Genomic DNA, 12,958 nt, shown 5'->3' with positions numbered 1-12,958 from the left:
TCATGGCCTGCGATCCGCAGGAGATCGCCTCCCTGTTCCTGTTCGAGGAGCTGGCACCGGAGCAGCTGGGCCGGCTCTGCTCGGAGGGGCGGGTCGAGCGGTTCGAGCCCGGTCCGGTGTACACCGAGGGCGAGCCGGCCACCTGCTTCTACGTGATGATCGAGGGCACGGTCGTGCTGTACCGCCGGGTCGGCGGCGACGACGTGGAGGTCAGCCGGACCTCGCAGCGCGGTGTGTACGCGGGTGCCATGCAGGCGTACCTGGGCGACCGGGTGCCGCAGACGTACGTGAACTCGATGCGGGTGACCGAGCCCACGCGGTTCTTCGTGCTGCCCGCGCAGTCGTTCGCGGACGTCATGCGGGAGTGGTTCCCGATGGCGGCGCACCTGCTGGAGGGGCTGTTCTTCGGGTCGAAGAACACCCAGCGGGCGATCGGGCAGCGGGAACGCCTGCTGGCGCTGGGCTCGTTGTCCGCCGGGCTCACCCACGAGCTGAACAACCCGGCCGCGGCCGCCGTACGGGCCACCGCAGCGCTCCGCGAGCGGGTCGGCAAGATGCGGCACAAGCTGGCGCACATCGCGCAGGGCCCGTACTCCCGCGAGGACCTGGCCGGGCTGATCGAGATCCAGGAGCGCACCGCCGAGCGCGTCGCGAAGGCGCCGGCGCTGACCCCGCTGGAGGCGTCCGACCGGGAGGACGAGGTCACGGACTGGCTCGACGTCCACGGCTTCCCCGAGGGGTGGCGGATCGCGCCCACCTTCGTGCAGGCCGGTCTGGACACCGGCTGGCTGGACCAGGTCGCGGCGGCCGTGCCGGCGGACATCCTGCCGGGGGCGGTCGGCTGGCTCAACTACACGGTCGAGACCGAGCTGCTGATGGACGAGATCGAGGACTCCACAAACCGGATCTCCCACCTGGTGGACGCAGCCCGGCAGTACGCGCAGCTGGACCGGGCCCCGCACCGCGACGTCGACGTCCACGACCTGCTCGACAGCACGCTCCTGATGCTGTCCGGCAAGATCGGTCCCCGGGTGCGGGTGGTCAAGGAGTACGACCGCTCGCTGCCGGAGGTGCCCGCGTACCCGGCGGAGCTCAACCAGGTGTGGACCAATCTGATCGACAACGCGGTGGCCGCGATCGCGGACGGCGGCGGGGACGGCACCCTGACAGTGCGCACGGCCCGGGACGGCGACCGGCTGCTCGTCGAGTTCCGCGACACCGGGCCGGGCATCCCCGCGGACATCCGCGACCGGATCTTCGACCCCTTCTTCACGACGAAGCCGGTCGGCGAGGGCACCGGGCTCGGCCTCGACATCTCCTGGCGGATCGTCGTGAACAAGCACCACGGCAGCCTGCACGTCGAGTCCGTGCCGGGCGACACCCGCTTCCAGGTGCTGCTGCCCCTGACCACCGAGCGGGCCGAGAGCGACGAACCGACCGAGGAGTCCGTATGAACGGGACCGGCGGCACCGAAGGCACCGGCGGTATCGACGGCGTCGACCCGGGCGCGGTGCCCACCGGCACCGGCTGCGTGGAGTGCGACGAGCTGGGCGGCTGGTGGGTGCACCTGCGGCGCTGTGCCCGGTGCGGGCACATCGGCTGCTGCGACAACTCCCCCGGGCAGCACGCGACCGCCCACTGGAGGACCACCGGTCATCCGGTGGTGCAGAGCTTCGAGCCGGGCGAGCGGTGGTACTGGAACTACGCCACCGGCGCCCTCCACAAGACGGGGCCGGAGCTCGCCCCGCCCGGCTCCCGCCCGGTCGGCCAGCCGTCACCGGGGCCGGCCGACCGGCTGCCCGCGGACTGGCGCGACCGGATCCACCGCTGACGGACCGCGGTCCCCGGCCGGTCCGTCAGACGGCGGGCGGCGGGCCCTTGACGAGGCTCCGGGCCGCGGCGAGTTCCTCCCGGGCGGCCTGCTCGGCCAGGTCGAGGAACCCGTAGGCGTCGTCGCCGACCGGGATCCGCAGCGGTGTGGGGCCTTCGGCGGCGACGATGTCGAGGACCCGCGCGGCGAAGTCCTCCGGGCGGCCGGTCTCCGGGTTCTCGGCGATGCCGCGCGCCCCTTCGAGCATCTCGCGGTTGGTGCCGTCGTACGCGGGGACGCGGTGCCGGGCCTCGGTCATGGCAGTGCCGTAGCGCGTGGCGAACATGCCCGGCTCGATCACGGTGACGCGGATGCCGTGGGGGGCGGCCTCGGCGGCCAGGGCCTGGCTCATGCCCTCCAGGGCGTGCTTCCCGGCGATGTACGCGGCCAGCCCGGGGAAAGCGATCCGGCCGGCGACGGAGGACACGTTGAGGACGTGGCCGTGGCCCTGGGCGCGCATCAGCGGCAGGACCAGCCGGGTGAGCCGCCAGGGGCCGACGAGCAGGGTCTCCAGCTGGTCGCGGAGTTCGGCGTCGGAGACCTCCTCGACCGCGCCGAACAGGCCGACGCCGGCGTTGTTGACGAGGACGTCGATGCCGCCGAGGCGGTCGACGGCCGTCCGTACGGCGTCCTCGCACGAGGCGGTGTCCCGCAGTTCCAGCGGGACGGGGCTGATCCGGCCGGGCCAGGCGGCGGCCAGGTCCGCGAGGTCGGCGGTCTTGCGGGCGGTGACCACCAGTTCGTCCCCCGCCCGCGCGGCCGCGGTGGCCAGGGCGTGCCCGAGCCCGGAGGAGCAGCCCGTGACCAGCCAGCGTCTGCCCATCGTTCCCCCTGTGCGACCGGAGTGCCGTGGCCGGTACCCGATGTCCGACAACCGGCGGTCCATCGTCGGAGCGGAAACCGGCCACGGCCATCCCCCGCGCGGGGGCGCGCGGACGCACGCGGCGGCGCACGGCAGGGCGCGGGCTCAGGCGTCGGCCCGGGCCCAAGCCCAGGCCTGAGGCCTCAGGCCTCAGGCCTCAGGCCTGCTGGACGATGTTGACCATCCAGGTGATGCCGAAGCCGTCGGTGCACATGCCGAAGACGTCGCCCCACATCTGCTTCTCCAGGGGCACGGAGACGGTGCCGGCGGCGGACAGCTTGTCCCAGTAGCCGCGGAGCGCATCGGCGTCCTCGCCGCTGAGGCTGATCGAGATGTTGTTGCCGGGCCGGTGGTCCATCCCGGGCGGCGTGTCGGCGGCCATGAGGGTGAACCCGGCGGGGGTCTCCAGCATGCCGTGCATGATCTTGTCCTCGTACCCCGGCGGCAGCTCGGAGCTGAAGTCGCCGTAGCCGTTGAGGCTGAGTTCACCGCCCAGGACCGACTGGTAGAACTCCAGCGCCTGCCTCGCGTCGCCGGCGAAGCTGAGGTACGGGTTGAGCCGAGATGCCACGAGGGGTTCCCTTCGGGAGGACGGGCGGACGGACCACAGGGCAGCCTACGTCCCTTTTGTCCTGATATCGGGCGATCGCGGGCCCCGGTCGCCCGACTGGTCGGCAGGCGGCGGCGTCAGTCGCCGAACGACCCGAAGGCCGCCCGTCCGGTGGGGCGGTACGTGTGGAGGGAGACGCCGTTCGGGGTGGTGCGGGAGGTCAGGACCGAGCAGGCGGTGGGGAGGCCGCCGGCCGGGAAGAGGCGGTGACCCTTGCCGAGGAAGACGGGGAAGACGAGCAGGTGGAACTCGTCGACGAGGTCGCGGGCGAGGAGGTACTGGGCCAGCCGGCCGCTGCCGTGGACCTGGAGTTCGCCGTCGAGGCCGTCCTTGACCCGGGTGACCTCGGCCTGGAGTTCGCCGTCGAGGACGGTGGCGGGGCCCCACGAGGGGCTCTCCAGCGTCCGGGAGGCGACGTACTTGGGCAGGGCGTTGAGCTTGTGTGCGACCGGGTCGGCCGGGTCGTCGTGCTGCGGCCAGTAGCCGGCGAAGATCTCGTACGTCCTGCGGCCGAGCAGGAAGGCTTCGGCGCGCCCGAAGACCTGGGTGACGAACTCCCCCACCGCCTCCTCCCACAGCGGCACGGCCCAGCCCCCGTAGGTGAAGCCGTCCCGGGTGTCCTCCTCGGGGCCGCCCGGGCCCTGCATCACGCCGTCGAGGCTCACGAAGGTGGTCAGGGTCAGCTTGCCCATGGTGCTGCACTCCCGGGTCGTGTCGGGCGGCCGGGCCGGTCCCCCGCCCGCCGGGCCAGCCTCCCCGACCCGGCCGGGCGGCCCCGGCCGCCACGCGCGCCGCCGGCGGAGGGTCACCCGGAAGCCGGTGCACCGCCTCCGCTTGGCCGTCCGCTTCGGCTCCGCTTGCGAGCCGTCACCGCCCGGCGGAAACGGGCGTTTTGGCGCGGATCCGCCCCCCTGCGGACGCTCGGCAATTCCCTGTTTGCCGCAACTAAGCCCCGAAAGCCGTAGATTGCCCCTATCGGACACCTCGCCACGCCCGGCGCGCGTTTCGGATGTGTGAAGTTCTCCGGACTTCAATGACTTCCGGCAGAACCACTCGAATCGCGCCAATGACCACTGGGCAACGACTCGTTGACGGTCGGTCACCTGCTCACGCCCGGTGATACGATCATCGCGCTTACGGGGCTGCGGGTGGACGCAAAACGACATCGCCGGCCACGGCGAACCATCCGGCGGGACTACGGTACGGACGGTCCGCCGGTCCATCCGCATTGACGGAATTCAGCAACTGGCCATCAGTCGCCTGAAGAGAGTCTTATGACGCAGTACATACAGAACCCAGTGCTCTGGGCCCTCCTGGCCGCCACTTGTGGTGCAGTCGCTGTCATCGTTCGCCAGCGGAAATCGGCCCGGGCTCTGCGGGCCGAGATCGAGGAGATCAAAGCCCATTATGCCGATCTGGAGAACTCTTTCTCCAGATCCGTGGAATCCGAGAAGGAGCAGGCCCAGGACGCGACCAAGTCGGTCCTGAAGTCCGCGATGCGGACGCTCCAGGGTCTTGCCGCCGAGCAGCAGTCGGTCATCTCGGGGCTGCAGAGCAAGTACGGGGAGTCGGTAATTCTCCAGGACCTGCTGGAGATCGACCACACCAACTCCCAGTTCGGCCGCCGCGCTCAGTCGATCGCCGTGCTGTGCGACGGCTGGCTGGGCCGGCACCGCGACGTCGCGTCGGTTTACGACGTGGTGCGCAGCGCCCAGGGGCGCATCCGCCACTTCCGCCGGGTGGAAATCCTTTCGCAGGTCGACTTCGGCATCACCAGCCGGGCCGTGGAGCCGCTGGCGCTGGCGCTGGCGGAGCTGCTCGACAACGCGACGAGCTACTCCAACCCGAACACCGTCGTCGAGATCAACATCCGCACGGTGCCCAAGGGCATCTGCATCGTGGTCGACGACGCCGGCGTCGGCATGAACGACGAGGAGCGGGCACGGGCCGAGCGGCTCCTGTCCACCGAGCGGGTCTCCGGGGTCTCCGGCCTCGGCAGCCCGCCCCAGTTCGGCTTCGCCGTGATCGGTGTGCTCTGCGAGCGGTTCGGCTTCGAGGTGTCCGTGGACTCCAGTTCCCCGTACGGCGGCGTCCGCGCGGTCGTCCTGCTGCCGCACGACCTGCTCACCGCCATGCCGGAGCGGCAGGCGCCGGCTGCGCCCGTCGCGGTCCCGGCCCCCGCCGCTCCGGCGGGCGCGGGCGGTCCCGAGCGCGCGGTGGCCGTGGCCTCGACCGCCGACGGCCTGCCCAAGCGGGTCCGCAAGCGGCCGATCGCCATCGTCCCCGACGGTACGGGCGGTGCCCCCGCGGGGTCCCGGTCCGGCTCGGAGACGGCCGCGATCATGGGCGCGTTCCAGCGCGGGACGCTCTCCGGCCGGTCCGGCCGCCCGGAGCGGACGCAGCAGACGAGCAGCACACGTGATGCAAGCAGTGAAGGGCATGAGGTCTCGTGAACAACGATCTGTCATGGATGCTTGACAGCGCTCTGGAGATTCCCGGGGCCCTGCACGCCGTCCTGGTATCCGCCGACGGGCTGCTGATGGCCCGGACGAAGGACATCGGCAAGGACAACGCCGACACCGTGGCCGCCGCCATGAGCGGCGTGCAGTCGCTCAGCCGCTCGCTCGGGTTCTTCATCGACGAGGGCCGGATGCAGTGGCGGCAGACGCTGGTCGAGTTCGACGGCGGCTGGGTCTTCCTGATATCCGCCGGCGAGGGCGCCTACCTGGGCGTCTCCGCCTCCCCCGACGTGGACATGCAGGACATCACCTTCCGGATGCAGCAGCTCGTCGGCCAGCTCGGCAAGGCGCTGACGACCCCGCCGCGCGAGAACCTCGGCATTCGCTCATGACCGACTACGACGAACTGGGGCCCGGGGCAGCGGATTTAGTTCGTCCGTATGTCATCACCAAGGGACGCGGGCTGCCCGACGAGAAGCAGCTGTCCCTGATCACCCTGGTCACGGCGGCGGGCGACGAGCAGCAGCGCCCGACGTCGCTGTCCCCCGAGGAACAGAACCTGCTGGAGCTGTGCACCGCGGGCTACCTGTCGGTGGCCGAGATCGCGGGGCACACCCGGCTGCCCATGGGCGTGGTGAAGATCCTGCTGTCCGCACTCACCGAGCGCGGCTACCTGATCACCCGCCCTCCCGTGCAGCGCGCACCGCTCACGGACCGGCACATCCTGGAGGAGGTACTGGATGGGCTCCGCGCCAAGTTTGGATGAGCAGGCGTACGTCCGGGCCGGGGCGACCCAGACCGCCGTCAAGATCCTGGTCGTCGGGCACTTCGCCGTCGGGAAGACCACGTTCATCCGTGCGATCTCGGAGATCCCTCCGCTGTCCACGGAAGAGACGATGACCCGGGCCGGCGAGCTGTTCGACGACCTCAAGGGCGTCCGGGGGAAGACCACCACCACGGTGGCCATGGACTTCGGCCGCCTGACCATCAGCGAGCGCGTGGTGCTGTACCTGTTCGGCACGCCCGGACAGCAGCGCTTCGTGCAGATGTGGGAGGACATGGCGCGCGGCGCGCTCGGCGCGCTGGTGCTGGTCGACCCCGAGCGGCTGGCGGACTCCTTCGGCGTGATCGACCTGATCGAGCAGTACGGCCTCGACTACGCCATCGCGGTCAACCGCTTCGACGGCACCCGGGACCGCGAGGAGCGGGCGCTGCGCGAGGCGCTCGACCTGCTCGACGACACCCCGGTCGTGCCCGTCGACGCCCGCGACCAGCGCTCATCCGCCGATGCGCTGATCACACTCGTCCGGTATCTGCTGGACCGAGCTCACTAGGAACAGACATGGACACTCGACCCACTCCGCCCGTGCCCCCACCCGGGTGCCCCGCCCACGAATCCGGTGGCCGGGTCCCGCTGTACGGGCCGGGGTTCGCGGCCGATCCGCAGGCCTACTACGCGTACCTGCGGCACTACGGGCCCACCGCACCGGTGGAGCTCGCCCCCGGTGTGGAGGCCACCCTCGTCACCGACTATTCGGCGGCCCTCCAGCTGCTGCAGGACTCCAGCTTCTTCCGCAAGGACGCGCGCCGCTGGCGGGACCTGAACGAGGGCCGGTTCGGACCGGACAACCCGGTGGTGCCGGTGCTGTCGTACCGGCCCAACTGCATGTTCGCCGACGGTGCGGAGCACCTGCGGCTGCGGCAGGCCGTCACGGACAGCATGGCCCGGGTCGACCAGCGGAGGCTGAACCGCAGCACCCGCCAGGTGTCCTCGTACCTCATCTCCCAGTTCGGGTCGCGGGGTTCGGCCGATCTGCTGGGCGACTACGCCAAGCAGCTGCCGCTGTTCGTGTTCAACGAGCTCTTCGGCTGCCCTGCCGACATCGGCGACCGGGTGCTGTTCGGCATCACGGGCATGTTCGACGGGGTCAATGCGGAGCGGGCGGTCGAGGTGCTGTACGGGGCCGTCGGCGAGCTCGTGGCGCTGAAGCGGTCCCGGCCCGGGGACGACGTCACGTCGTGGCTGATGCAGCACGAAGCGGCCCTCACCGACGAGGAGATGGTCCACCAGCTCGCCCTGCTGCTGGTGGCGGGCAACGAGCCGCTGCGCAACCTGATCGGCAACACCCTGCACCGGCTGCTCACCAACGACGCGTACGCCGACCAGGGCGGGCTGCTCGACGAGGCGATCGACGACACGCTGTGGGAGAACCCGCCGATGCAGAACCTGGCGGCCCACTACCCGGTGGCCGACATGGAGTTCGCCGGGCAGAAGCTGAGCGCGGGCGATCTGGTGCTGGTGAGTTTCGCGGCCGCCAACACCGGTCCCGCACTCGCGGCCGCCCGGCAGGCCGGCAGCAACCGGGCCCACCTGGCGTGGAGCGCCGGGCCGCACGCCTGCCCGTCCAAGGACCCGGCCCGGCAGATCACGTCGACGGCGCTCGAGAACCTCCTCAACGAGCTGCCGGACGTCGAACTGGCGGTTCCGGAGAACAGCCTGGTCTGGCGGCCGGGACCGTTCAACCGGGGCCTGGCCACGCTGCCCGCCCGGTTCACGCCGGTCCGCACGGCGCACCGCCCGGCCGAGCCGGAGCAGGCCTCCGCCGCGGCGGGCTCCGCTCCTTCCGGTGCGGGCCAGCGGCGCGAACGGGGCGGCATGTGGAGCCAGTTCCTCAACTGGCTGACGAAGTGAGGAACGCAACTCCGATCGGAACACCTGCCACCGCATGAAGATCCGCACCTGGGGGTAGGGAGCACCGCGTTGCCCGCGTCCTCCCCCAGGTGAAGGAAGTACCGTGCGCCCCCAGTCCGTCGATTCCGTTGTCATGCCCGCTTCCATCGGCTGGGCCGTCTCCGGCACCCGCCTCCCCCGGCAGGTCTCCGCCCGGGCGGCCCGGCCCGCCGCGCTGCGGCCGGAGACCGGGGGCACGCCGGACGCGCGACAACCCCCGGAAACCCTCGGAGGGCACGCGGCGAGACAGCTGCTGCGGCTGTGCGAGACGACCGGACTCGGCGCGCCGGACTCGGTGGCGTACGCGCAGACCCTGCTGACCGCCCTGGGGCCCGCCGCGGAGAGGTCCCTCGCCCTGCCCCCCGCGTACCCGTCGCTCCTCTCCGACGACCACACGCCGGTCGAGTTCTCCCTGTCGTGCACCCCGGACGCCGACCCGACGCTGCGGGTGCTGCTGGAGCCCGGGTACGGCGCCGGCGGGACGGCGGCGAACGGCCGGGCCGGGCTGGCCGCGGTCCGGGGGATGGCGCGGCGCTGGGGGTTCGACACCGCGCGGCTGGACGAACTGGAGGACCTGTTCTTCCCGCCGTCCCCGCAGGGGCCGCTCGCCCTGTGGTGCGCGCTGGAGCTGGTGCCCGGCGGGATACCCAAGGTCAAGGTCTACCTCAACCCCGCGGCCTCCGGGCGGGAACGTTCCACCACGACCGTGCGCGAGGCGCTGCGGCGGCTGGGCCACGACCGGGCGTACGCCTCGCTGCCCCGGGGCGACCGCCCCCTCTTCTTCGCCTTGGACCTCGGCGACTGGGACGAACCCCGGGTGAAGGTCTACCTCGCGCACCACGAACTGACCGGAGCGGAGGCGGCCGGCCTGTCCCGGGTGCCCGGCGGTCCCGCGCGGGCGGAGGTCGAGGGCTTCTTCGCCGCGGCCGCCGGGTCCGGCGCGGACGGCGGGCCCGGCGGCGGGCCGCGGCTGCGGCGCCGGCCGGTCCAGTCGTGCCACGCCTTCACCGAGACGGCCGCCGGCCGCCCCAGCGGCTTCACCCTGTACGTCCCGGTCCGCGACTACGCCCGGCACGACGGCGAGGCCCTGGACCGGGCGCTGGCCGTCCTGGAGCGCCAGGGCATCGACCCCGGCCCGCTGCTGCGGTCGCTGGCGGCCGTCACCTCCCGGCGCCTGCAGGACGGGGTGGGCCTCATCGCGTACCTGGGACTGGCGCACCAGGAGGGGCGGTCGCCGCGGGTGACCGCGTACCTCTCCTCGGAGGCGTACGCGGTCCGGCCGCCGGTCCGCTCGCCTCAGACCTCCCGGAGCTCCCGCAGGTAGGAGCCGACGTCCACCTGGATGGAGGTGCCGGCGGCCAGGCCGTAGCGGGCCCGGATGCCGTCCAGATGGCCGCGGATCTCCTTGTGCATCACGTCTGGGGCCGGCAGGTCCGCATCGCCGCCGACGAGCCGTGCCACCCAGTCGGCCTGGGCCTCCACCAGCCGGGTGATCGAGCCCACCGGGCGGATCAGGCCGATGAAGTACAGGCCGGGACGGGCGGGGTCCACGACCCGGCGGTACAGCTCCACCGGGCGGCGCCGGCCGTCCGTCGGGCAGCCGGCGGGCAGGAAGGGGAAGGCCATCCGGAAGCCGGTGCAGTAGACGATCGCGTCCGCCTCCGCCTCGGTGCCGTCGGTGAAGCGGACCCGGTCGCCGTCGAGGGAGCCGATCGCGGGCTTCGGGAGCACGGCGCCGTGCCGGATCCGGCTGAGGATCTCGTCCGAGATGGTCACCGCCGCCGAGAAGAGGGCGTGGTCGGGCTCCGGCAGACCGTAGTCGCCCAGCCGTCCGCGGGCCACCAGCAGGGCCTGTTCGACCCAACTGCGCTGTTCGGGGAAGGACATGGCGGTGAACCACGGCGCCTCCGCGATCAGGTCCACCGACATGCCGTAGAGCTGCTTGGGGACGACGTGCAGGCCCCGGCGTACGGACAGCAGGGTGCTCGCGGCGTACCGGGAGAGGTCCGCAGCGATGTCCACGCCGGAAGCGCCCATGCCGACGACCACCGTGCGCTGCCCGGCGAAGTCGCTGCCGTCGCGATAGTCCATCGAGTGCAGGACCGTTCCGGTGAAGGTGTCGGCGCCCGGTGGCAGCCGGTCCGGCATGGCCGCCTCGGTGTTGTGGCCGGAGGCGACGACCACCGCACCGAACTCCCTTTCCGTGACCGCGCCTCGGGCGTCGCGACTGGTGACCCGCCAGGTGCCCGAAGGGTCCTGCCGGACGGCCAGCACTTCGGTCTCCAGCTCGATGCGGGACAGCAGACCGGTGGACTCGGCGAACTCGCGCAGATAGGCCGCGACATGGTCGTGCCGCGGGTACAGCGGATACGTCTCGGGCATCGGCCGGGCGGCGTAACCGGTCAGCTGGCGGGCGCTGTTCAGGTGCAGGGCAGCATAGGCCGGACCGCGCTCGCCGGCGCCGGGCCGGCGCCAGATCCCCCCGACGCCCTTCGCCTGCTCAAGGCAGGTGAACCCGATGCCGCGGGCCGCGAGCGCATGCGCCGTGGCCAGCCCCGACAGGCCGGCTCCGATGATGCACACGGCCGCGTCGGTCACGAAGCCGCCGTCAGCTGACCCGCCCAAGGAATCCTCCACTGAAGCATCCGTTCCTGTTTTCGAGCAGGCATACCCTAGGGCACCCCCGGCGGCCTGCGGCAATCGCCCGGGGCCGGATCCGGAACTCCAACCGGTAGACGGAGCAAGCGATTTCGGACGAGGTGGCGGACAACGGGCGGTGCCGGACGCGGCGACCGCCGGTGCGGCATCCGTGCGGCGCCGGAGCGAGGCGCCCCGGCCGGCCCCCGGCGGCCCGACACCCCGGCGGCCGGGGTCCGGCGCGCCGGAGGCTGGGCCGTCGGGCTGAATGTGATCACCCGCGGGCGGCAAACGATCACCAGGCGCCGCGCCATCGCCAGAAAAGTGTGAAGAGATGACCGCACTGATCGCGGCCGTGCGCCGACGTGTGAAGGGTGGCCGATGCGAAGCATGTCCGAGGGTCCTGCGCTCCGCGGCCGGCTGCGGGACGTCCTGGCAGCAGGGGCGGGGGCCGCAGCCGGCCTGGTGCTGTGCCTGGCCCCGACGGCCGCGGCCGGTCCCGGAACCCCGAGCGACCCGGCCGCCGCGCCGTCCGCCGGCCCGGTACCCGGAGCGACGGACCCCGTCGCGCCCTCCGCACCGCTCACCGTCGCACCGGAGGGCACCGCGGACCCGGCCGAGGCACCCGCCCCGGCGGTCCCGCAGCGCAGCGGAGCCCACCCCGAGTCCCCCGCCGCATCCGGCGGCCCCGTCGCAGCCGGGCCCGGCGCGGACCTCGCGGTCTCCGCCTCGGTCCGGCCGGCCGCCGGCACCGGCCCGGCCGGAGACGGAGCCGGCACCCACGCCGGTGCCGGCAGCCCCTCTGCACCCCCCGGCGACCCGGCCGTCATGGCCGCCGTCCGCGAGACCTTCGACTACGCCGTGACGGTGACCAACCGCGGCCCGTCCGCCGCCCGGAAGGTGGTCGTCACCGACCGGCTGCCGGCCTCGCTGGAGTTCGTCTCGTCCCGCGACGGGTGCACCGCCGACGGGCGGACCGTGCGGTGCGGGCCGCTGGCCGCGCTGCCCGTGGGCGGCGTGCACACCTGGGTCGTCACGGTGCGGCTCGCCGCCGGGTACGACGGCGACGGGTCGGACGTCGTCAACGAGGCGGTGGTGGGCGCGGAGACCGCGGACCCGGACCCTTCCAACAACCAGACCTCGCTCACAGGGCTCACGATCCCCCCGAACTCGCGCATCGCCGACCTCTCGCTGGCGAAGACCGCGCTGCTCGGACGCGGACGTACGGTGCTCCGCCCGGGCGACAAGTTCACGTACCGCATCACGGTCCACAACCAGGGCCCCGCGACGGCCCGCGGGGTGCGGGTCACCGACCTGCTCCCCGAACCGCTCGTCCTCCTCTCCTCCCCCGACGACTGCGTCCTGGCGCCGCCTACCCGGCAGCCGGAAGGGGAGGGCCGGCCGGAGGCCGCGGCCCAGGAGCGCCTGGTCGTCTGTCCCGAGCGCGACCGGCTGGCCGCCGGGGAGAGCGCCGAGTTCCGGATCACCGTGCGGGTGGCGTCCCGCGAGCGGACCGGTACGCCCAAGGAACCGTGCACGCCCGTCGACAACATCGCCCGCGTCACGTCGGCGAGCTTCGACCCCGACCCGTCCGACAACGCCAACCGGCCCGGTACGACCGGCCCCGGCGGGAAGCCGCTCTGCCTGGGCCGCGAGGGCGGCCACGAGGGGGAGCACGGCGGCGGCCACGACGGCTCCGGCGACGGCGGCCACCAGGACGGCAGCGGGGACGGCCACCACGGGCGCGGCGACCTGGCCGACTCCGGCGCCGGCCTGCCCGGCTGGCTGC

General features: G+C 72.8%; 13 protein-coding genes. 9 read left to right on the top strand and 4 right to left on the bottom strand.

Annotation, left to right across the window (positions count from 1 at the left end; all coding sequences use genetic code 11):
* The first annotated feature begins 2 nt into the window (after positions 1–2).
* Positions 3–1,454, top strand: coding sequence for an ATP-binding protein (locus LG634_RS26570; protein WP_226737154.1), 1,452 nt, complete (start codon positions 3–5; stop codon positions 1,452–1,454).
* The gene (locus tag LG634_RS26565) at positions 1,451–1,831 is read left to right on the top strand and encodes a UBP-type zinc finger domain-containing protein (RefSeq protein WP_226737086.1); all 381 of its coding nucleotides are present in this window, start codon (positions 1,451–1,453) and stop codon (positions 1,829–1,831) included. Before LG634_RS26570 ends, LG634_RS26565 begins: the two co-directional genes overlap by 4 nt.
* A 25-nt stretch (positions 1,832–1,856) precedes the next feature.
* On the opposite strand, the gene LG634_RS26560 is transcribed toward LG634_RS26565, so the two are convergent.
* From LG634_RS26560 to LG634_RS26550, 3 genes are all read right to left on the bottom strand, one after another.
* Complete coding sequence (locus LG634_RS26560) at positions 1,857–2,693, bottom strand: SDR family oxidoreductase (protein WP_226737084.1); 837 nt, start codon at positions 2,691–2,693, stop codon at positions 1,857–1,859.
* A 196-nt stretch (positions 2,694–2,889) separates the two neighbouring features.
* Positions 2,890–3,303, bottom strand: coding sequence for a VOC family protein (locus LG634_RS26555; protein WP_226737082.1), 414 nt, complete (start codon positions 3,301–3,303; stop codon positions 2,890–2,892).
* 116 nt (positions 3,304–3,419) lie between these two features.
* Positions 3,420–4,034: a dihydrofolate reductase family protein gene (locus LG634_RS26550; protein WP_226737080.1), complete on the bottom strand. Its 615-nt coding sequence runs from the start codon at positions 4,032–4,034 to the stop codon at positions 3,420–3,422.
* 582 nt (positions 4,035–4,616) lie between these two features.
* Here LG634_RS26550 and LG634_RS26545 point away from each other — a divergent pair.
* From LG634_RS26545 to LG634_RS26520, 6 genes are all read left to right on the top strand, one after another.
* Positions 4,617–5,795, top strand: a complete 1,179-nt coding sequence (locus LG634_RS26545) for an ATP-binding protein (protein WP_226737078.1) — start codon at positions 4,617–4,619, stop codon at positions 5,793–5,795.
* On the top strand, positions 5,792–6,193 hold the full coding sequence (locus LG634_RS26540; RefSeq protein ID WP_226737075.1) for a roadblock/LC7 domain-containing protein: 402 nt from the start codon (positions 5,792–5,794) through the stop codon (positions 6,191–6,193). Before LG634_RS26545 ends, LG634_RS26540 begins: the two co-directional genes overlap by 4 nt.
* Entirely contained in the window at positions 6,190–6,567 is a 378-nt protein-coding gene (locus LG634_RS26535; protein WP_226737073.1) for a DUF742 domain-containing protein, read from the top strand. Before LG634_RS26540 ends, LG634_RS26535 begins: the two co-directional genes overlap by 4 nt.
* Positions 6,542–7,135: a GTP-binding protein gene (locus tag LG634_RS26530; protein ID WP_226737072.1), complete on the top strand. Its 594-nt coding sequence runs from the start codon at positions 6,542–6,544 to the stop codon at positions 7,133–7,135. The genes LG634_RS26535 and LG634_RS26530 overlap by 26 nt, the downstream gene beginning before the upstream one ends.
* Before the next feature lie 8 nt (positions 7,136–7,143).
* Positions 7,144–8,493, top strand: a complete 1,350-nt coding sequence (locus tag LG634_RS26525; protein WP_226737070.1) for a cytochrome P450 — start codon at positions 7,144–7,146, stop codon at positions 8,491–8,493.
* A 133-nt stretch (positions 8,494–8,626) separates the two neighbouring features.
* Positions 8,627–9,856, top strand: coding sequence for a tryptophan dimethylallyltransferase family protein (locus tag LG634_RS26520; protein WP_226737068.1), 1,230 nt, complete (start codon positions 8,627–8,629; stop codon positions 9,854–9,856).
* On the opposite strand, the gene LG634_RS26515 is transcribed toward LG634_RS26520, so the two are convergent.
* Entirely contained in the window at positions 9,829–11,157 is a 1,329-nt protein-coding gene (locus LG634_RS26515) for a flavin-containing monooxygenase (protein ID WP_226737066.1), read from the bottom strand. The genes LG634_RS26520 and LG634_RS26515 overlap by 28 nt on opposite strands.
* Before the next feature lie 402 nt (positions 11,158–11,559).
* Between LG634_RS26515 and LG634_RS26510 the strand changes: the two genes are divergently transcribed.
* On the top strand, positions 11,560–12,958 hold a 1,399-nt coding region (locus tag LG634_RS26510), incomplete at its 3' end, for a DUF11 domain-containing protein (RefSeq protein ID WP_226737064.1).

The sequence above is a fragment of the Streptomyces bambusae genome, from assembly GCF_020532645.1.
Classification (GTDB): domain Bacteria; phylum Actinomycetota; class Actinomycetes; order Streptomycetales; family Streptomycetaceae; genus Streptomyces; species Streptomyces bambusae.
The sequence above is the reverse complement of the archived record's forward strand: the minus strand, read 5'-3'. Positions and strand labels throughout refer to the sequence as shown.

Bases quoted from the DNA above. Each gene is read 5' to 3' on its own strand.
- LG634_RS26565 (WP_226737086.1), top strand. From the start codon at position 1,451: ATGAACGGGACCGGCGGCACCGAAGGCACCGGCGGTATCGACGGCGTC.
- LG634_RS26560 (WP_226737084.1), bottom strand. From the start codon at position 2,693: ATGGGCAGACGCTGGCTGGTCACGGGCTGCTCCTCCGGGCTCGGGCAC.
- LG634_RS26550 (WP_226737080.1), bottom strand. From the start codon at position 4,034: ATGGGCAAGCTGACCCTGACCACCTTCGTGAGCCTCGACGGCGTGATG.
- LG634_RS26525 (WP_226737070.1), top strand. From the start codon at position 7,144: ATGGACACTCGACCCACTCCGCCCGTGCCCCCACCCGGGTGCCCCGCC.
- LG634_RS26545 (WP_226737078.1), top strand. From the start codon at position 4,617: ATGACGCAGTACATACAGAACCCAGTGCTCTGGGCCCTCCTGGCCGCC.
- LG634_RS26530 (WP_226737072.1), top strand. From the start codon at position 6,542: ATGGGCTCCGCGCCAAGTTTGGATGAGCAGGCGTACGTCCGGGCCGGG.
- LG634_RS26520 (WP_226737068.1), top strand. From the start codon at position 8,627: ATGCCCGCTTCCATCGGCTGGGCCGTCTCCGGCACCCGCCTCCCCCGG.
- LG634_RS26535 (WP_226737073.1), top strand. From the start codon at position 6,190: ATGACCGACTACGACGAACTGGGGCCCGGGGCAGCGGATTTAGTTCGT.
- LG634_RS26570 (WP_226737154.1), top strand. From the start codon at position 3: ATGGCCTGCGATCCGCAGGAGATCGCCTCCCTGTTCCTGTTCGAGGAG.